The sequence below is a fragment of the Variovorax boronicumulans genome, from assembly GCF_029892485.1.
GTDB lineage: Bacteria > Pseudomonadota > Gammaproteobacteria > Burkholderiales > Burkholderiaceae_C > Variovorax > Variovorax boronicumulans_B.
In genome coordinates, this window is sequence record NZ_JARXVG010000004.1 from 185802 (window position 1) to 205647 (window position 19846).

At 60.0% G+C, this 19846-nt stretch carries 14 protein-coding genes; 4 read left to right on the forward strand and 10 right to left on the reverse strand.

What is annotated here, in order from left to right:
* Window positions 1–1116, reverse strand: a complete 1116-nt coding sequence (locus tag M2282_RS11350; RefSeq protein ID WP_280809181.1) for a CBASS oligonucleotide cyclase — start codon at window positions 1114–1116, stop codon at window positions 1–3.
* Between the two features lie 68 nt (window positions 1117–1184).
* On the opposite strand from M2282_RS11350, the gene M2282_RS11355 reads away from it, so the two are divergent.
* Both M2282_RS11355 and M2282_RS11360 read left to right on the forward strand, forming a co-directional pair.
* Window positions 1185–1886 (forward strand): response regulator transcription factor, encoded by a 702-nt coding sequence (locus tag M2282_RS11355; RefSeq protein WP_280808895.1) that lies wholly within the window; start codon window positions 1185–1187, stop codon window positions 1884–1886.
* Window positions 1876–4092: a sensor histidine kinase gene (locus tag M2282_RS11360; RefSeq protein WP_280808896.1), complete on the forward strand. Its 2217-nt coding sequence runs from the start codon at window positions 1876–1878 to the stop codon at window positions 4090–4092. Before M2282_RS11355 ends, M2282_RS11360 begins: the two co-directional genes overlap by 11 nt.
* A 147-nt stretch (window positions 4093–4239) precedes the next feature.
* On the opposite strand, the gene M2282_RS11365 is transcribed toward M2282_RS11360, so the two are convergent.
* The 6 genes from M2282_RS11365 to M2282_RS11390 all read right to left on the reverse strand — a co-directional run bounded on the left by M2282_RS11365 (window position 4240) and on the right by M2282_RS11390 (window position 11896).
* Window positions 4240–6213, reverse strand: a complete 1974-nt coding sequence (locus tag M2282_RS11365) for a TniQ family protein (protein WP_280808897.1) — start codon at window positions 6211–6213, stop codon at window positions 4240–4242.
* Window positions 6206–7597, reverse strand: a complete 1392-nt coding sequence (locus tag M2282_RS11370; protein WP_280808898.1) for a TniQ family protein — start codon at window positions 7595–7597, stop codon at window positions 6206–6208. The genes M2282_RS11365 and M2282_RS11370 overlap by 8 nt, the downstream gene beginning before the upstream one ends.
* Window positions 7594–8553: a TniB family NTP-binding protein gene (locus M2282_RS11375; protein WP_280808899.1), complete on the reverse strand. Its 960-nt coding sequence runs from the start codon at window positions 8551–8553 to the stop codon at window positions 7594–7596. The genes M2282_RS11370 and M2282_RS11375 overlap by 4 nt, the downstream gene beginning before the upstream one ends.
* Window positions 8540–10546 (reverse strand): Mu transposase C-terminal domain-containing protein, encoded by a 2007-nt coding sequence (locus tag M2282_RS11380; protein WP_280808900.1) that lies wholly within the window; start codon window positions 10544–10546, stop codon window positions 8540–8542. The genes M2282_RS11375 and M2282_RS11380 overlap by 14 nt, the downstream gene beginning before the upstream one ends.
* On the reverse strand, window positions 10509–11234 hold the full coding sequence (locus M2282_RS11385; protein ID WP_280808901.1) for a TnsA endonuclease N-terminal domain-containing protein: 726 nt from the start codon (window positions 11232–11234) through the stop codon (window positions 10509–10511). Before M2282_RS11385 ends, M2282_RS11380 begins: the two co-directional genes overlap by 38 nt.
* Window positions 11235–11473: 239 nt before the next feature.
* Window positions 11474–11896 carry a helix-turn-helix domain-containing protein gene (locus M2282_RS11390; RefSeq protein ID WP_280808902.1) on the reverse strand — a complete coding sequence of 141 codons (423 nt, stop codon included), beginning with the start codon at window positions 11894–11896 and terminating at the stop codon, window positions 11474–11476.
* A gap of 542 nt (window positions 11897–12438) precedes the next feature.
* Between M2282_RS11390 and M2282_RS11395 the strand changes: the two genes are divergently transcribed.
* Window positions 12439–13788: a hypothetical protein gene (locus M2282_RS11395; RefSeq protein WP_280808903.1), complete on the forward strand. Its 1350-nt coding sequence runs from the start codon at window positions 12439–12441 to the stop codon at window positions 13786–13788.
* 224 nt (window positions 13789–14012) lie between these two features.
* On the opposite strand, the gene gyrB is transcribed toward M2282_RS11395, so the two are convergent.
* The 3 genes from gyrB to dnaA all read right to left on the reverse strand — a co-directional run bounded on the left by gyrB (window position 14013) and on the right by dnaA (window position 19346).
* A complete protein-coding gene (gyrB, locus tag M2282_RS11400; RefSeq protein ID WP_280808904.1) occupies window positions 14013–16634 on the reverse strand; it encodes a DNA topoisomerase (ATP-hydrolyzing) subunit B in 2622 nt (873 codons plus the stop codon).
* Window positions 16635–16770: 136 nt separating this feature from the next.
* Window positions 16771–17877 (reverse strand): DNA polymerase III subunit beta, encoded by a 1107-nt coding sequence (dnaN, locus tag M2282_RS11405; protein WP_280808905.1) that lies wholly within the window; start codon window positions 17875–17877, stop codon window positions 16771–16773.
* Between the two features lie 89 nt (window positions 17878–17966).
* Window positions 17967–19346 carry a chromosomal replication initiator protein DnaA gene (gene dnaA, locus M2282_RS11410; protein ID WP_280808906.1) on the reverse strand — a complete coding sequence of 460 codons (1380 nt, stop codon included), beginning with the start codon at window positions 19344–19346 and terminating at the stop codon, window positions 17967–17969.
* A gap of 299 nt (window positions 19347–19645) precedes the next feature.
* On the opposite strand from dnaA, the gene rpmH reads away from it, so the two are divergent.
* The gene (gene rpmH, locus M2282_RS11415; protein ID WP_007834827.1) at window positions 19646–19780 is read left to right on the forward strand and encodes a 50S ribosomal protein L34; all 135 of its coding nucleotides are present in this window, start codon (window positions 19646–19648) and stop codon (window positions 19778–19780) included.
* The last annotated feature ends 66 nt before the right edge of the window (window positions 19781–19846 follow it).

Below are 19846 nucleotides of genomic sequence, written 5' to 3' on the forward strand. Positions count from 1 at the left end.
TCAGGCGGTAAAAGTGGGGCCGAAGACTTGCTGCCAGTAGTACTCCGTCAGCGATTTGGTCGGCGCACGCAGTGCCGCGTCGATAGCGTCGCCAGCTTCCAATGCAGCCTGCTGGATGCGACTCGCGTTGTCAGCGGTATAAAGGCGCGCGACGTTGTTCTTCTCGTTGATCGGATCGATGATCTGCACGGGGTCACTCAAGGCGCCCACGGCCGACGCCTTGTAGTGATCCTCGAAAACAATGCGCTCGCGCAGCCCGGTGCGTGCCACGTAGGTGAAGAAGGTCTGTAGTGCTTCCACGTAGTCGGAGAAGTTCGCTCCCTCGTCGCAGAGCTTGGCCAGCACCATCTCGACCATGAAAGACTTGAAGCGAAAATCCGGGTCTTGTCGCTTGAGCTGTGCGGACCAGAACTTCACCAGACGCACAACTTGGGCGAAATGCCGAGGTTGCGCACTCTTGCGCTTGCGGGCGAATTCGATGTGCAGCGGGATGCTGGTCTCGAGGAAGGAGCCGTCTTCTTGGCTGATCAGGTCGCCGCGCCAGTTCGGCTTGCCTGCATAGAGCACGGGGACCACGTCGACGTCCAGGCCGGAGCCGCGAAACGAAACGGTGACCGAGTAGGTCTGCGGCTTTACCTGCTCCGGGGCGAAATTCGGAAACGCCTTACGCAGGCGCTCCGCCAGGTACTCTAAGACCTGCCGCAGATCGTGCGGTGCATCGCTGCCGCTGATGTAGACGGCCATGTCGATGTCACTCAGCGAGCGCAACGAGGTACCCTTGGCCAAGCTCCCCGACAGCATGATGCGGCGCAAGGCGAAGTCGGGATGCTCGCCAATGTAGTTTTCCAGCTTATCGGCGAGACGGCCCGCCTGCTGGCGGTAGGCGTCGGCCTTGTCTTTGGGCAGGTTCACCCGCGCTTCTGCGAAGCTCAGAATCTGCCGATGGTCGATATGTTCGCGAGACAAAGTTTTTTCCTTTTGAGAGATCGCGTTGGCTTTTGCTTTCTGCGCGCCGCCGCTTAGATGACTGTAGAAAAAGACAGTCTTAGAGTGCTGTAGAAGCGGAGCTTCGCTGTACAGGTTTCTGTCGCGGCTTCTGCTTTTCGGGGGAACCATCAAGAAAGCTAGAGCCTTGCCTGTGTCGCGCTATGCGAAGCTTGAGAGCTAAGCCAGAAGGAGAACACATGCCCAATATCGCCGTGGTAGATGACGACCGCAGCATGAATGCCAAGCTCAAGGGCCTGCTGGAACAGATCGATGGAGCGGTCGTCTTCCAGGCTTATTCGCTCGAAGAGGCCGGGCGCCTGATCTCGAAGGGGCAGTTCGATCTGCTAGTGCTCGACATTGACCTTGGCAGCAGCGTGGAAGGCCGCCTAGGCGGCATGACACTGTTGCGGGAGTACGGCGCGCAGATGACAACAATCATCGTGTCCGGCGTTCCAGAGGCGCACGTGCACCAAGACATCGCGCTGACGCAGCTCAAGGCCTTCGAATTCATCAACAAGCCGATGCGAGAGACGGACTTCATCCACAAGGTCCGGCATGCGCTGACCTTCGGTGTCTCTGCCGAAAACCAAGCTGCAGCCTCAGCTAAGGAATGGCCCAAGGACCTGACCGTCCAGGCGCACCCACGGGCCCCGAACCTTGAGTGGAAGGGCAAGCCTGTCCCACTGACACAGACCGAGTTGGGACTCACCTATGCGTTGGCTGCCAAAGCTGGATCAACCGTGACCCATGCGGAACTGGAAGACGCCTTGAAAACCGGGACCTCCATTGCCGCGCACATCGCCAATGTGCGCAAGCGATTCCGAGAAATAGATCCAATCTTCGACCAGGTGGGCACCACTCCAGGCAAGGGCTATTTCTGGAAGGCCGATGCAACTTGATTTTCTAATGTTGTGGCTCGGTAAGCGCCTGCGATCGGGGGCATTACGTTACCGGTTCACTGTCGCCTTGATCAGTGTGGCTGTCGTCGTTTCAGCCTTGGTCTTCTTTGCCTTGTACGACTCCCTGACTTCTGCGCGGGCGGCCGAACAACAGGTCCGCCAATCGGGGTTGGATGCGGAGCTTTCTAACTTTCTCTACGCGACGAAAGAGAACGCGCTACTGGAGAATCCTGGTGCGTTTTCCGCAGCCGAGCGCCCCTTGTCAGTTGTCACACTGAAGTCCTCGTTCTACACCTATCTGTTGAACCGGGGCAACGCTCGCTCGCTGACAGCCGAGAAGATTAACTGGGAGCCTCCAAGAGCCTGCGTACTGGAGTTCGCGGGGGAGTCAGAAGGCGTGTCACCCGAGCCTCCGCCCACCCTTCAGGCCTGCTTCGCAGCGGTTGCCGGCGACACCAGCGGTCGCTACATCTATTTTTCGCTGCGCTACCCCTCGCCCGCTATCGCGCGGCACAGACCCGGCAAGAGCCTGGCCTCCGCGGATCGCGTGGTCCTGACCTTGGAAAATGGCCGAGACAGGACTACGGTACTCAGCTTGGTGTTTGAGCCTCCGACGCTGGCCGCATCGCGGTATCCATCCCAACTGGGTCGCTTCGCTGGCATTCACGAAGTATCCGCCTTTCTTGCATCGACGCCCGAGAGGGCCACCAGGTGGGTGAACGCCCAAGCTTTCGAACGCTCCAGCGAAGAGGACTCCCGCGGCAACATTGTGACCATGGTTGGGCGGATTGACCCTGCTCTTTTCGAAAGCCAGGGCTCTGACGAGTGGCCCAGTACGTCTTTGGGGCAGATGAAGATCGGCCTGACCGTGATCAGCGGCACCGCCATCGGTCGCGCCGCCGAAGTTATCAAGGTCGCGCCGGGCGCCATGGGGACTGCACTGGTCTCGCTGGAAAAGACATATCTTTCCACAGTGACCAGCGGCGCCCGACTTGATATCGCGCGGGATACAGCAGCCTATCCGGAGAAGATTTGGAGCTCGGCCGACCTGCAACTTCCAGCAGCGCCACGCCGCACAAGTTGGAGCCAGAAGCTGTTCGATTACTGGGCACGCGTCTCCAATTTGAGCGGAGCAGACAGTTCCAGCCCTGAATCAAACAAGGAGCATTTGTCAGGCGGACCGTTCGGTACTTTCTCCGCAAGGCTGAGAGCGGAACCGATCATGCTGCCGGAAGTGGTGACCCGAGCCTTCGGTTGGTTGACGACTGCCCTGGTCCTTCTTTTAGTATTGCTGGTGGTCGGCTTCACCGCCGGTATACGTCTATTCATTTTGGGCCGCCACGCAGCGTCGCTGCAGGCCCGCGGCACCGGGGAATTCGAGAGGATCCGGAGCCCTTACGGAAACCGCAGGGACGAGATTTCCCGGTTGGGCCGCATTCTCTTCCTGTATTTCAATCGCCTTAGTCAGAAAAACATTGCGCTGTCCCGCCGTATGCGCCATGAGGCCGCTGCTCACGCCAGAGATGTACGTCTGATGGAGGCGCAACTGGAGCTGCGCGAGGCGACATTGGATGCCATCGGCCATGAAATTCGCTCGCCTCTGCAGACGCTTATCAACAAGGTTGGTCCTGAATCAGACCTGTATGCGCCGATCTCGCGAATGCTCAACGGCGTCGAGAAGCTCTATCTGGCGGCATCCGTGGAAGATGGAATCGGTGATCAGGAGGTCATCTGCTCCACTGAGGATCTTGCGGCATTTCTGTCTTCATATGTAGCCAACACCAGCGATCAAATTTCGCGAATGCGATATTCGGGACCTACGCAGGACGTGATGGTATTGCTCGATCCGATCATGTTCGAGCGGGTACTCAGCCACCTTGTGGACAACGCCCTTCGCTATATCGATCCTGACGGCGAGTTAATCATTTCTTTGTCTGATCTCGAAGACGGCGTGGTGGTCGAAGTTTTCAACCATGGCGAGCGCATCCCAGAGGCGTTGCTGGCCAGGCTGTTTCGCATCGGCTCGTCCGATCGGTCCACAGCCCGGAACCGAGGTCTCGGGCTGCACGCATCGCGTGCCTATCTGCTTAAGATGCGGGCGACCATCATGGCTGAAAACCGATCAGACGGAGTCGCGATGGTGATCGTCTTCCCGAGGTTCGAGCCGGAACCTCAACGCCTCGAACAGAGTGCGATAGGCCCCTAAAAAACCCCGCCGAGGGGGGTAAAGACCCTGGTAGTCGCCGCACTTACTCTCTCTGAATACGAGGCCGAGCCCATTGGCGGATTCAAGATAAGTGTGTCAAACGCATATCAAATGGCCTGCCAACGAACGCGTGCCCCCGGTAGCTCGCTAGCATGTTCGATGAGGTATAGAGCAATGGACGTCCTCAGCGACAGGCACAGCATCGGACGGCGCGTCAGGTGCTTGACGAACCGGCGCGGCTATCGTCAATAGCAGACCGGGGCGGCTCTGAACAACGGCAGCCCGCTGGCCGCGCGCGGCGATGCCGGTTGTCAAATCAATCCTCGATACGTCAGCCCGGCGATAGAAGTATTGCCGACTGCCGTCGATCGCCGGACCGCAGATCGGGATCGCATCGAGCTCCTTCAGGGCGACTCGCGGCAGGCGTCCCGCCTGACTGGCAAGTTCAGCTAAAGACACGAATGTTCTTCTGAACCGATCAATCTCCACGCGGGCAACAACGCGGTGATCGCCGCAGTGGGCCGTGGTGGTTCGCAACAATCCCATCCTCGCCAATGCATACCCAACCTGTTGCTTGACTCCCAGCGTCTTTGCTGCCTCGTTGATGGACACCGTCGCTTCACTTGCCGACCGACGGGTATTGAGCCAGCCCCTAACCGCAAGGGGATTCAGCAAGACGTTGCCGAGACCCACTCGTGTATGACCGTCGCCTTGCGCAGACAGGTCACCTATTAAAACTGCCGTCGCCAACTCGGCTGGTTCAGATTGCCGTAGGTGCCAGTACCTCAAGATATGCCTAACAGGAATCACTGTCTCTGACGAAGGGGCATCCGGTGTGAGGGTCAATCGACCGATTTCGGCCTTGCTGAACATCCATGCTGCTGGGCGCTGCCGACCACTCTTGGCGATAAGTGGCACAACGACATTGGCAGCAACCAGTTCCCGAAGCCGCCCTTCTGGCAGGCCGAGACGTTCGGAGGCTTGCCCAAGGTTCAGACCGCCAGCGGCCGCCATGGTTGCGCGTTCCAGATCCTCGCTGCCGATCGTTCGGACGCAACGACCAGAAGGAAGAAGTGCAACAGCTGACGGCAGCAACTCCGTTTGCGCCATGTGCCGGATAACAGCCGTTGTCAAACCCGACGTATCCGTCGCCTGCCTTGTGCTCAGACGCGGGTGTGCTTCAACAGCCTTGCGTTGTAACAAGCGATTCCTCTTGCAGACCAGCCCCCACCAGTGCTCGCGGAGATAGTCCTCAAAAGCGTCGCGCATGAACTGAAACCATGGATCGGACAGATCGACATACAGCACTCGATACAGCGGAGAGAACGATCGGCGAAGGCTGGGCGATTGCGCGGCAGTCGATTGCATCGCCGACAACAATGCATGGAAGCCTGTCGGCCAGTCCTTCAGCAATGCGGCGGTGCCCGAGACAACAGCGCTCGCAACGGCCAGGCGATCCAGGCCAACAACCTGACCGGGGCGAGAGGGCTGCGCCCGCGTCGAAAACTGTCCGAGATACCGCACCAAAAGATTCGCCACCAACGCGCTTGCGGGCGGCGATTTCGTGGTCAGTTTCATTCCTCCGTCGCCCCCGAGAGCATGGGTGAGGTCGACGACGTGTGGTGGTGCTGGCGAACCTGAACCGTCGGCCAGGGATGACCCGCATTCGCAATGTCCGGCGATGACAGTTGCCCGGGTTTGGCGCCGCCCACATCGACCGCAGCTCTCATGCAGCCAGATCGAGTGGTGCACACAGGCACAGACCAATTTCAGGTCCCACCGGCCGTTCAGAAATCCCTTCTCGTCCAAGCACCGCGGGCACCAGCGCACGCTCTCGTGATTGAAGTCCCGCACAGAGAGCACGACTCCCATGATGTCGGCACCCCATCGTCGCGGCAATGCACCGAAGAGCCGTGATCGCTCGGTATCGCTGAGCGACAGTCGTTCACAAAACTCCTTGAAGGCCGGTTGCTTGCGGTGCTGGAGCGAGGTCAGTAACTGCGACTCCGTCGTGTAGCCATTTCGTTGGGCCACACGCAAAACGAAGCCGGCCAGGGATTCCCCAACGTTCGGCCTCGGTCGCACGGCGTAGCTGACACGCGGTTGGTCGATGTCAGCCATGATTGGGACGCTCAGCGGGAGGCCCGTTGCTCGACATCGGCGCAGACATCAGTGCGTCTACGAAGGCAAGTTCTCTCAGGCTCAAGGTTGTGAGATAGGCACCGACCGACTGCAAAGTCGCACCAGATCGCCGAAGTTCTTCTGAAGGATGCCAACGCCGAATCAATTGGAGCAGGCCGTCATGAGATCGCTTGCCGCTTGCGACATCCAGGAAAACATTGAGTATCGACACGGCGTGATGTCGGGGATCCAATACCAATAGCCACGCCTCTTCGTCGGACGGATCGTCAGCAAAACAGTCTGCGGGATCGCGCGGCTGGATTTCGGCGACAAAGCCCGCCCACCAACGGTTGAATCGATCGAGGATCGCCACGCGTTCATCAAGCCGAAGCTGTGGGTTGAAGCAAACCGTCTCCAGCGACGGGATGCCGATGCGCGAACTGCGCCAACACTCACTGACGGTACGAAGCGCAGTGCCGGCAAACGGATTCCCTGCGGCGCTCAGGCTCTGGAGCGCATCGAGCATCGGAGTAAAGCGAAGGTCATCGTCCATGTCGATCAGCGTCTCGACCGAATGGCGGCAAAGCCGCCGCATGAATCTGCCCGCCTTCACCTGAAGACTGGGTGACAGCGTGCTCAGCAGTGTGACCTCAGGTCTCGACGGTGCCGTACGCTCACCATATCGCCGGAGTTCCGACCACGCAGCATCCATCGACCGGTCCCCGCCATTGCGGACATACCTTCTCGCCGAGAGCAAGTAGACGAGAAACCCGTAGAGATCGCGCGTGCGATATTGGCAGCGGGTCGTCGGCTCGCGTGCAGCTCGACGCCGAAGTCCAACTGGGGCGTTGCTATCGGACGCCCCTGCTAGGAAACGACTGAAGATCACTTCCCAGCGGTGCGCTCGCACGGGTATCACCGTCGACATCGCGGCTTTGCATGTGCAGCGCCAGCCGGAGCCCAGCGTGCTCCAGCTCAGCGAAGCGCTGCATCCTGGACAGCGGCTCAGCAAGCGACAACCATGAACACCACAGGCTGTTGCGAGCGGCATGTCCCAAACAGCCAGGTGATATCCGAGTTCGGCGATGCACACGCTGCAGAAACGGGGCATCCGTGAACGTGCAAACCAGTTGGCGGGAGGCAGTGAGCCCTGCCAGGTGAGACGATCCCGTTCCGCAGATCGAAGTCGATCGATGACGTGCGGGCCAACCATCGCGTTGATTTTTCTATCCACGGGCAGGTCACTACGTGCCGCCGCCCGCGCCGCTGCCGGCGCGGTGTGGCCATTCGCGTCGAAGAAGCGCCAGCAATAGCCGGCTGCGCTTTCCCCTTCCCGAGGCAGCGGTCTTACGGGAAACTCAGTGAACGTCGTCGATTCCGTCATCTCGCTTTGCGCGGACGCCCCTCTTCGGCCTGTTGGAACGGCTCCCCGCCGCGATCGAGCCGGCGAAACTCGAACTTTGGATTGAATGGGTTGAGCTTGCCGATGCCTTCCCACCAGAGTTCTTCGGTGAATGCCTTCTCAAAGACCTCGGCATCTACGACGTCGAGGTTCTGATCGAGCGCTTGCTGTAAGGCGCTCGCCAGCAGTTTCTTGATGTAGGCCACACGGCCGTCACTCGCGAAGTACAGCCGCATGCCCATCTCTTTGGAGTCGTACGGGCGAGACGAGACGGGCACAGACACCAGCGACACCAACGAGAGAAAGAGCTGCAGGCATTCCGTCTCGACGCTGTCCGTGTCACTTTGCCCGAGTCCCAGCCTCAATCGCCGTGAGAACCGGCGCCGGAGTTGATCATTGATCTCCAGCAACCGTTCGAGTCTGGGCAGTCCGAGCATGACGGTAGGAATGCCGATCGCATCAATGAGGTGCTTGAGCCAGTCACCGACCATGTAGTGGGTGCGCGTATCGCCTCGGTCATGAAGGTGCTGTGCCTCGTCGAGCAGCATGATCTCGACACGGCACTCCCGGCACAGGGTGACGATTCGGGCAGTCTTGGCCGTGACGGACCCGCGCTCATGCCATGGGTCATCCAATGCCGTCAGGATCGCATCGGCTATGCCTATGACCGTGGCGGCAGGCGGCGTGGCCACGAACAGAGCTTCGACAATATTGCGTTCGGGCAGAACCCGTTTGGGATGGCGCTCGGCCAGCCAGCGGCACAGGCTGCTCTTGCCCGTGCCGGCCTCGCCAAGAACTAGCATGTGTTTGGCGAGCCCTGTCTCGCGAAACAAGCTCAAGCTCGACTCGATCGCGTCCTTCGCCGCGACGAAGGTTGGGAACGGTATGTACTGCTCCTCAAACTGCTTGAGCTGATCCAGCGTGTCAATCGCCGCCATGGTCACCTCGTTTTGCGGCGATCTTGAATGCGGGCAGCAGGATGGGAATGTCTTGGCCCTCCTGCATACCTGTTTTGCGCGGAAGTTGCTTGCGCACCTTCACCTTTGGGCCTTCGGACTCCCCGGTACCAGGCGATGGTGCAAATGGATCGGGCTTGCTGCTGCTGATCCCGCGGATCGCCGCGGACCGTTGACGAGCCTTCTGCTTCCGACTGGTCATCAGTCCCAGCAATGCCTGGGCAATTTCATGTCGGGCGCGCAGTACTGCCTGCCGGTCTTCAACCCTGGAGCCGTTCTCTCGAACGATTTGTCTGATCAACTCATTCTGTCGAACGGTGAGGCCTTTCGCGAACTCTAGGTCCATCGCTTGGACGGGGATCGGTTCGACGTCCGACGGACCCCAGACCTGCACTTCGCCAAGGTCCTCAGGGTCAAACACGACTCGGATCTCAACTCCTTCACCGTACTGGCGCAGGATGGTGCCGAGCTGACTTCCGTTGTAGCGAATGCTTTTGAGTTCAAAGCCATCGCGACGCAGCTTTCGTGACGTGCTCTGTCCTATTCGAGACTGAAGCAGTCTCAAGTCTGCGGGAAGCGTGGGCTCATAAACCACGATGCCCTCGCTCCAGCGCGCCGCAGGTGTTGTGCCGATCCCTTTGTGAATGCGCTGGGCATATATGTCGATGATCCATTTCTCAAGGACGTGTGTGAACTCGCCGAGCGTCAGGATTGCTTGTCCCTGAGGATCGTAGTCGCCTCGAAGATGGAAACGCGCGAAGCTCGCGCCGGGAAGCTGGTGAGCGAAGTTGTGATTGACGGTTTTCAGAAAGCGTTCCACCGTTCCCTTGAAACGGGGCTGACGCGCGGGGCATTGGGTGATCGCAAACCCCAGATCGAACGAAATCGCTGCGAGATCGGTCCCGAGGAATTCGAGACCGTTGTCGACCACGAGACTTTGGGGGATCCCGTAGCATGGCCAGCTACCTTCTACCTTCAACGTCGGGATTGCCGGTGATGCCGGTTTTTTCGGAAGAATGGCGTGTCGAAGAGCCCCTACTACTGCCGCCGCGGACGGGCTACCGTAGCTGAGGTAGTAGCCGAGTGGCATTCGGCTGAAGTGGTCGATCAGCATGGTCAGTGTGGGGCGACCCAATGGCAACCAGGTCCGCTCATCGATCAGGAATACATCAAGGGGCGTGTGATCTATTTCCACACGCTCAAGGATTCTTGTTGTCTTGATACCGGCTTTGCCCACGCGAAATCGCTTGTCCGCTGTTGCCTGGCCATCCCTAAGGACCGTCATCTCGTAGAGGCTCGCACTGGCGAGCATTCGATTCACCGTCCTTTCGCTGGGAGCCACAAGTTGATCGCTAGGGAAGGCGCAGCGGTTCTCTGCCGCGATCTTTCCGAGCAACGAAGCGTGTATTCCGCGACCGGTTGCGAGCGGGGATAATCTGTACGCTTCCGTGAGGGCTTCTGATGCAAGGGCCATCACCCTTTCGGCTTGGTGCGATCGATGCACTCCGCGAAGGTCATGCCGTGGTACCAGCGTCCGCGGATCGCCGCTGCGAGAGAACCGTTGGTACCAGCGGTAGACCGACGTGGCGCCAGGGGGCGTGACGTCCCCTATCTCTGCACAGATTTGCTTGAGGATGGGGGCTAGGTATTCACGTGTGAAGACGGGTCTGCCTCGGGCGAGGATTCCATCGAGATACCGCTTCCTGCGAATTGCCACATCAAGCAGTCCTTTGGGGAGTTGGTCCAGCGGCCTCGAATAAATCGGCCGACTTGGCGTGACAGCTAGATTCAAAGAAGGGCGAGCGACAAGTCCCTTGGCGTAATCGTCAAGGAGCTCCTGGCGCGTGGTGATGCAGAGCTTGCCGCCGTCCAGATGTTCCAGCACCACGCCGTCGTCGGGCTGCAACCGCTCGATCCGGAACATCGCGCCTTTCCACTCAAATGCCGTGTTCTTCTGAAAGCCAAAACCAGCCATCGTCTGCCTCCGTCGTAGGTGTGATGCAAGTGGTGAATCCGATGGGCTCCTCTTCCAACGGGCAGCGCAACAAGCCCATCATCAACAAGCTGTACGGGTCTATGTTGTGCAGGGCGAGATGCGCCGTGGCCTCAATGAGCGTCGTCGGCAGGTGCGCGATGCATCGTTCCAAGGCGATCCGAGCAAGCCTTGGCGACGGGAGGACGCGAGGTGCACGATGACAGATCGTTCGAACGTTGGACTGCCGAGGTTCGCGTCTGAGTACTTGCTCTGTCAGAACCACGAATGGCTGCCCGCTGCGGTGCATGTGTTCGGCAATGCGTGCGAGCTTGTGAGCCGTTTCCACGGACGCAAGGGCTACAGTCGGCTTTACTTCGACCAAGACGACGCGACCATCAACCAGCCTGACTTCAAAGTCCGGTGTGTACCGGCGAACGCGATTGCCGTCCGGATAGGTAATCTGTGTTGGCTGCTCGCGGTAGCCTTCTATCGCCGGTGAGGCTTCAAAGAGGTAGATGGCGTCGAGCTCAAGAAGCCCTTCATGGTGAACCATGCGGCCATTCTTGCGGCTCGGAAACTTGCCTCGCATGATGCCCCCGGAAGGACTGAGCACCTCGCGCGAGCGCCGGTGTGTATCGCCAGCGGGTTTGCGGCCATTCCATAGGCCACCCCAGAATTGTGTAGACATGCATTGCTCCGTCGATCAAGGCGTGACTGCGGCTCCGCAGCGGCCTTGACGGATTTGGGTTGCCTGTTTTCGGGCGTAGATATTCCCGCGCTCGGTGATAAGGCCGAGCGAACAACAGGTGTAGGTGTGGGGAGCGGGCTTGACGCTGACCTGAGCGGTCGCGATACTGGGGGGGTCCAATCCTGCGTATCGTGAGATGCTCAGACCAACGGGGCAAGCCGCAAGGTTTGTCCCGTTTTTTACATGGCGGCCTCCTGTTTTCTTCTGCGCCCTATTCGTCGCAATGGATCCGACCACGGCTCCGAATGTGCGTCCGTCATATTGAGAACATCTTTGATCAATCGAACATGCTTCGGGCTCAGGGATGGAAGCTTGCTGCGTAACTCATTGAGCAGCCAATACACGTCCTGAGGTGTGTCGACATCGATCACGAGCTTTCGTTGGGAAGCCTCGACTGCGGCTCTGAGTTCGTCGGCTTCTGGTGCTGCGAGCGGCAATGCCTCGATCAGCTTCTCCACGAACTCAGGGGTGGGCGGTCCCTTTAACCCCACCTCCAAAGCCGATACATAGCTTTGCTCGTAGCCAAGCAGCGCAGCGAGGTCCGCCTGCCGCACGTTGTGCCGCAAGCGCAGTTCATGAAGCAAATGCGAGAAGGGACTCATCGACATCAATCTGTGTGCATCGTGAAGATTCACGCGAGGCGGAGGCTAGGACGGCTTGAGCGGAGCGCCTTGCTAGAAGCATCACTTAACCCAAGTAACGCGGGCAGCGTATTCGTACATTGGACGCTGGTCAATGTACGATTTATCTTGGCATCACAGTATCAATTTCTGCCACGATTAGTTGCCAGGAAAAGCCTCGCATAGTGTGCGTCCGGTGCGCACTATGTGCGTGTTTTTGACCCAGCGCATTTTCTATACGCGCAGGCCATGCTTGCATCAACTGCTTTTTGCGATTCGGTGCTTGAAGATGCGCAACTTATTTTTTTGCACGACCTTGACTACTGCATGGGCATTCGGCGTGACAAACTGGCATCGAGGCGGATTTCCGTTCAACGTCAGCGCGAATGTCACGCTGCTGATATGACAAAAAAGCACGCGCCAAGTAGGCACGCAAGCGCCACCTGGATATGAGCCAACACCAACATCACAAACATTTTCTAGCCCTTTGGCGAAGAGCACTTAGTCTGTCCACATTTGACGACTTGAACGTTTCAAAAGTGTCGTCTTGGGCAGAGCAACGGGGACTTGATGTTCTTGACGTGGATGAGCGTGACGTCGGGATCTTTCAGACCACCCGAGCTATCGTGCTAACGGTTGAGGGGGGCATTGCTTGTTTCCCGAGAGTTTCGGCCAACGACGATCCGAAGTGGCAGGAAAACAGGAAAAGAGCGGATCTTGTCGCCAGCCTATGGGAAAAAATGGAATGGTTTTCGCCGCTCTGGGTTTCTCGCGGGAAAATTGAAGAGCTACTAAGGGAGACCAAGCATCGTTCTCGCGAAGAGGCCATCCAGCTTTTCGACTATCACACGTCGACCGTCTACACACTTGCATTTCAAGCCGTATGCATTGCGCAACTGCTGCCTCGTGCACGGAGCCTCGCCGAATTCGCGCCGCTGGCGCGTGAGGCCTACCTAGCCTTTTATAGCGGGCACAGGGCTTCAAGCATTGCAGCACTCATCCCGGTTGTCGAAGGATCGCTGAAAAGAATAAGCGCCTCCCCAGACCTACCTATACCCGAACAGATCAAATGGGCAATTGATCGAGCATCCACCTTGGCAGCTAGCCTGCATTTCAACAAGATGTGGGTTCCGAGGGAGTACCTTACTACCGACTATCTGTTTGGGCAGGATGAACGTGTCTTTACGTTCGAGACGTTCAGGCGATGGTTGAATGGATCGTTCTTCCGCCACACAGGTGAGTACGACGGTACAACATGGTTGAACCGTCACCTGTTCGCGCATGGCACCTCGTCGGACTGGCAGCAATCAGCGAACTTCACGCGACTTGTTGTCGCCCTGGCCACGCTCGGCGTAATTGAGTCTTGGCACGACGATTCCAATCTAGTGCCGCTCCTGTTCCCCGACATGAACGAGGACAGCACTCTGCTCTGGCAACAAGCGTTACTACGAGGTCAGACGCAGATGGCGCTACATCTGCTAGAGCAAGAACATTTTCAAAGGCATGGACGACTCGTTCCGGAGCTACCCACAGACGATGGAGCGACATTGCGAAAAGCAATTTTGTCGGAGGATTGCATTAAAGATCTGGTTCGACCTTTGCGAGAAGCCGGATGGGGCGTTGAAGTGAGCGAACCGGATGAGCATGCTCTTTATATGACCGTTGTGGCATCCAGCGGTGACGAACGTTTGTGCGCAGCGCTTCTCTATGGCTGCGCCACAGACAATCAGCTCTATCGTGAGCTCGCCAAGACTTCCGATGCGATTCTTTATCGAGGCGCTCCGTACCACCAAGAGCAGTATGCGTACGGAATCGATGTGCATGTTGGGCCTGTGGCAGGTTGGCAGCCTCCTCTCGCGCCTCCTCGCCGATAGCGGGCGACGGCATCAGCAGGGCATGGTGCTGATCAGGAGATAGGCCAAGCTGCCGCGCTTGAGCCGCACTGCCGCGCCGCCCCGAGCCAGCCACACTGAGCTTTTACGAGGCACGGTGGACAGCGGCTAAAGCAAGGGTGGCGACGCGGAAATTTTTCACTTTCCGCGTCGGAGCTTTTTCACTTACTTGGCGCGTTTTTCACTTTTCGTGTCGCCCGACACGCTCAAACGTCGATATTCGCCGCCCGCAACGCGTTCTGCTCGATGAACTCGCGCCGCGGCTCCACCTCGTCGCCCATCAGCATCGTGAACACGCGGTCCGCTTCGATCGCGTCGTCGATCTGCACGCGCAGGAGGCGGCGCACGGTCGGGTCCATCGTGGTTTCCCACAGCTGCTCGGGGTTCATTTCGCCCAGGCCCTTGTAGCGCTGGCGCGAGGTGGCGCGTTCGGCTTCGCTGATCAGCCACTTCATGGCCTGGCGGAAGTCGTCGACCTTTTCTTCCTTGGCACGTTCGCCCTCGCCGCGCTTGACCAGCGCGCCTTCGGTGCTCAGCAAGCCGCGGAAGGTGTTGGCGGCTTCGGCCAGCGCCGCGTAGTCGGCGCCGTGCACGAAGTCCTGCGTGAGCACGCTGCTCTTGATGTTGCCGTGGTGGCGGCGGCTGATGCGCAGCAGCGGCTTGTCGGTGCGGGCGTCGAATTCACTGCTCACCTCGGCCGGAATGCCCGTGGTGTTGAGCTCGCGCAGCTTGGCCTGCAGCGCCACGGCCGAGGCTTCGGCGGCAGGCGTGGTGTCCAGGTCGAGCGCCACGCCGTCGGCGATGGCGCGCAGTGCCTCGGCGTCCATGAAGTTGCGCAGGCGCGCAATCACGGCCTCGGCCACCTGGTGCTTGCGCGCCAGCTCGCCCAGGGTGTCGCCCGAGAGCGTGGTGGAGTTGGCGCCACCGGTCTCGATGCGTGCATCCTTCAGCGCCACCTTGAGGAGGAACGCGTCCAGCGCGGGACCGTCCTTGAGGTATTGCTCTTCCTTGCCGACCTTCACCTTGTAGAGCGGCGGCTGCGCGATGTAGATGTGGCCGCGTTCGACCAGCTCCGGCATCTGCCGGTAGAAGAAGGTGAGCAGCAGCGTGCGGATGTGGGCGCCGTCCACGTCGGCGTCGGTCATGATGATGATGCGGTGGTAGCGCAGCTTGGCGACGTTGAAGTCGTCCGCGCCACCACCCGAGGTCGTAGCGCCGGCGCGGCCGATGCCGGTGCCGAGCGCGGTGATCATCGTGAGGATTTCGTTGCTGGTAAGCAGCTTCTCGTAGCGCGCCTTCTCGACGTTCAGGATCTTGCCGCGCAGCGGCAGGATGGCCTGGAACTTCCGGTCGCGGCCCTGCTTGGCGGAGCCGCCGGCGGAGTCGCCCTCCACCAGGTAGACCTCGCACAGGGCAGGATCTTTTTCCTGGCAGTCGGCCAGCTTGCCGGGCAGGCCCATGCCGTCGAGCACGCCCTTGCGGCGCGTCATTTCGCGGGCCTTGCGGGCCGCTTCACGGGCGCGGGCGGCCTCGACGATCTTGCCGCAGATGATCTTGGCGTCGTTCGGGCGTTCCTGCAGGTAGTCGGTGAGCAGGCGGCCGACGATGTCTTCCACCGGCGCGCGCACTTCGCTGGAGACCAGCTTGTCCTTGGTCTGGCTGGAGAACTTGGGCTCGGGCACCTTCACGCTCAGCACGCAGCACAGGCCTTCGCGCATGTCGTCGCCGGTGACCTCGACCTTCGCCTTTTTCGCGAACTCGTTCTCTTCGATGTACTTGTTGATGACCCGGGTCATCGCAGCGCGCAGGCCCGTCAAGTGGGTGCCGCCGTCACGCTGCGGGATGTTGTTGGTGAAACAGAGGACTTGCTCGTTGTAGCCGCTGTTCCACTGCATCGCCACTTCCACGCCGATGTGCGTGCCGGGGATGCCGCCGTAGGTTTCGGCCGGCTTCTCGCCCGCTGCATAGAACGAGTTCGGATGCAGGACGGTCTTGCCCTTGTTGATGAACTCCACGAAGCCGCGCACGCCGCCGGCGCCCGAGAAGTCGTCTTCCTTGCCGGTGCGCTCGTCGAGCAGGCGGATGCGCACGCCGTTGTTCAGGAAGCTCAGCTCGCGCAGGCGCTTGGAGAGGATTTCGTAGTGGAAATCGTTGTTTTCCTTGAAGATTTCCGTGTCGGGCAGGAAGTGAACCTCGGTGCCGCGCTTGTCGGTGTCGCCGATGATCTTCATGGGCGAGACCTCGAAGCCGTTCACGGTTTCGAGCAGGCGGTTCTGCACGAAGCCGCGGCTGAATTCGAGTTCGTGGATCTTGCCTTCGCGGCGCACGATCAGGCGCAGCTTGATGCTCAGCGCGTTCACGCAACTCACGCCCACGCCGTGCAGGCCGCCCGAGACCTTGTAGCTGTTCTGGTTGAACTTGCCGCCGGCGTGCAGTTCGGTGAGCGCGATTTCGGCGGCCGAGCGCTTGGGCTCGTGCTTGTCGTCCATCTTCACGCCGGTGGGGATGCCGCGGCCGTTGTCAGTCACCGAGATGGAGTTGTCGCTGTGGATCGTGACGACGATGTCGTCGCAATGGCCCGCGAGCGCTTCGTCGATGGAGTTGTCCACCACTTCGAACACCAGGTGGTGCAGGCCCGTGCCGTCGGAGGTGTCGCCGATGTACATGCCGGGGCGCTTGCGCACGGCTTCAAGCCCTTCGAGGATCGTGATCGAGCCTTCGCCGTAGCTGGTATCGGCCGCGATGGCTTCTGGTGGCACCACCTGCACTTCAGGGGTGTAGACCGGCTCGGTGTGCGGGACTTCGGGCTTGTTTTCTTCTGCACTCATTCGGATATTCCTCTATCTCTCTCACGGCATCGACGTGATTTTTCGGGCTCTCAGGATCTCGATTCGCCGCCTCTTGAAAGCGCAAACCCGCGGAGGGCCGCGGGTTGTCTGCGCAAGGCGCTTTGTTGTCTGTCTGCTAGATACGCATCGGCATCACGACGTATTTGAAGGATGCGTTCTCGGGGATGGTCAGTAACGCGGAGCTGTTGGAGTCGGCAAGGTCCAGCTTGACCATGTCCTGGTCCATGTTCGACAGCGCGTCGATCAGGTAGGTGACGTTGAAGCCGATCTCGATGGCGTCGCCGCCGTAGTCGATGTCGAGCTCGTCCTGGGCTTCTTCCTGTTCGGCGTTGTTCGATGCGATGCGCAGCGTGCCCGGCTCGATGTTCAGGCGCACGCCCTTGAACTTCTCGCTGGTCAGAATCGCGGTGCGCTGCAGGCTGGCCAGCAGCGGTGCGCGACCGAGCGTGACGGTGTTCTTGTGGTTCTTCGGAATCACGCGGTTGTAGTCGGGGAACTTGCCCTCGACCAGCTTGGTGACGAACTCCATGCCGCCGAAGCTGAACTTGGCCTGGTTGTTCGCGAACTGCATCTCGATGGCGCCTTCGGCGTCGGACAGCAGGCGCTGCATTTCGAGCACCGTCTTGCGCGGCAGGATCACTTCCTGGCGCGGCACTTCGACGTCGAGCGTGGCGGAAGAGAAAGCCAGGCGGTGGCCGTCGGTAGCCACCAGGCTCAGCTGCTTGCCTTCGGCGACGAACAGGATGCCGTTGAGGTAGTAGCGGATGTCATGCACGGCCATGGCGAAGGAAACTTGCGAGAGCAGGTCCTTCAGCGTCTTTTGCGGCACGCTGAACACGGGGCCGAAATTGGCGGCTTCCTGCACCAGCGGAAAGTCTTCGGCAGGCAGCGACTGCAGCGTGAAGCGGCTCTTGCCGCCCTTGAGCACCAGCTTGCTCGCGCTCGACTCCAGGCTCACGGTCTGGTCGGCCGGCATGGTGCGCAGGATGTCGATGAGCTTGCGCGCGCCGACGGTGGTGATGAAGTTGCCTTCGTCGCCGCCGAGTTCGGCCGTGGTGCGGATCTGGATCTCGAGGTCGCTGGTGGTCAGCTGGAGCTGGCCGCCGGTCTTGCGGATCAGCACGTTGGCCAGGATCGGCAGGGTGTGGCGCCGCTCCACGATGCCCGCGACCGACTGCAGCGCAGCAAGAACCTTGTCTTGGGTTGCCTTCAAAACGATCATGTCTTCTTCCTCTTCTCTTATCTCTTTGAATCAGCTTGTAAGACGCCATTCTCCGCTGTCGCGAGGGGCATTTCGGGTGGCATCCGGCTTCAGCCCTTGAGCGTCTGTTCGAGGACGTGCAGCTGCTGGTTGAGCTCGGTGAGCTGCTGGCGCTCGCCCGAGATCTTGCGCACCGCATGCAGCACTGTCGTGTGATCGCGCCCGCCGAACAGCTCGCCGATTTCCGGCAGGCTCTTTTGCGTGAGCTCCTTGGCCAGGTACATCGCGATCTGCCGCGGCCGCGCAATGCTGGCCGGGCGTTTCTTGCTGTACATGTCGGCGACCTTGATCTTGTAGTAGTCGGCCACCGTCTTCTGGATATTCTCGACCGAGATCTGGCGATTCTGGATCGACAGCAGGTCGCGCAGCGCCTCGCGCGCCAGGGCGATCGAGATCTCCTTCTGGTTGAAGCGCGAGTAAGCCAGGATCTTGCGCAGCGCCCCTTCGAGCTCGCGCACGTTGGAGCGCACGTTCTTGGCAACGAAGAAAGCCACTTCTTCCGGCATCTCGGCCGATTCGGCGCGCGCCTTGTTGATAAGAATGGCCACGCGCATCTCGAGCTCGGGCGGCTCGATGGCGACCGTGAGGCCCGAATCGAAGCGCGACACCAGGCGCTCGTGGATGTCGGCCAGGCCCTTGGGATAGGTGTCGCTGGTCATCACGATGTGCGACTTCTTGGCGAGCAGGGCCTCGAACGCGTTGAAGAACTCTTCCTGCGTCCGGTCCTTGTTGGCGAAGAACTGCACATCGTCGATCAGCAACAGATCGAGCGAGTGATACCGCTCCTTGAACTCGTCGAAAGTCTTGCGCTGATAGGCCTTGACCACATCCGAGACGAACTGCTCGGCGTGGATGTAGAGAACTTTGGAATCGGGGCGGTCGGCCAGCAGCCGGTTACCCACAGCGTGCATCAGGTGGGTCTTGCCCAGGCCGACGCCGCCGTAGATGAAAAGCGGGTTGTACAGGTGGCCCGGCATGCCGGCCACGTGCATCGCGGCGGCGCGCGCCATGCGGTTGGCGGTGCCCTCGACCAGGGTGTCGAAAGTGAGGCCCGAATTGAGGCGGTTCTTGAAGCCGGCGGCTGCAGGGTCTTCGCCCGGACCAGCCACGTCGCGCGGGACATCGGTCTCGGTCATTACGGCCACCGGTGCAGAGCGCAAGGGCGCTTCACGAGGAGCAAGCGCTAACTCGACGGCCACCGGCTGGCCGTACATCTTCTCGGCCATGGCGGCGATCTTGCCGGCGTACTGGGCGCGGATCCAGTCGAGCTTGAAGCGGTTCGCCACGAACACCGTCATGCGCGAAAGGTCGTCGGCGACCTGCGCTGTCAGGGGCTTGATCCAGGTGTTGAACTGCTGCTCGGACAGTTCCTGCGCGAGCTGGTCGACGCAGGCCTGCCAGAGGCTTTCGCCGATGCCGTCAGTCGACATGGGCGCTTTGAAAAGTGGTGAATCCCTCGGGCATTTCTTGGTATAGGTATTGTGGATATTCTCTGCTGGAAGGCGCCGGGCATTCTAACTTGTCAAAACCTTATCCACACGCTGTGGACGGCCTCCAAACGGCCGCGAAAGGCCCGCAAATCCAGTCGAAGATTGTTCCCGGCCCGAATGTTTGCGATAATTGCGGGTTTCCCTGAAAACCTCATTGCGTCTTTCGGGGGCCATCCGAAACACGCTCCCCAGCGCCCGCTGCTTTTTCGCATGCGGAAATCAGGGAATCTGGAACCATCATGAAACGCACATACCAAGCATCCAAAGTCCGCCGCGCCCGTACCCACGGCTTTCTGGTCCGCATGAAGACCCGCGGCGGCCGTGCCGTCATCAACGCACGCCGCGCCAAGGGCCGCAAGCGCCTGGCCGTCTGACGGCAGCCCACCTGCCGTTGCCAGCAGCCGACCCGCCAGCGCCAGCGTCCTCAGCTAGCGCAAACG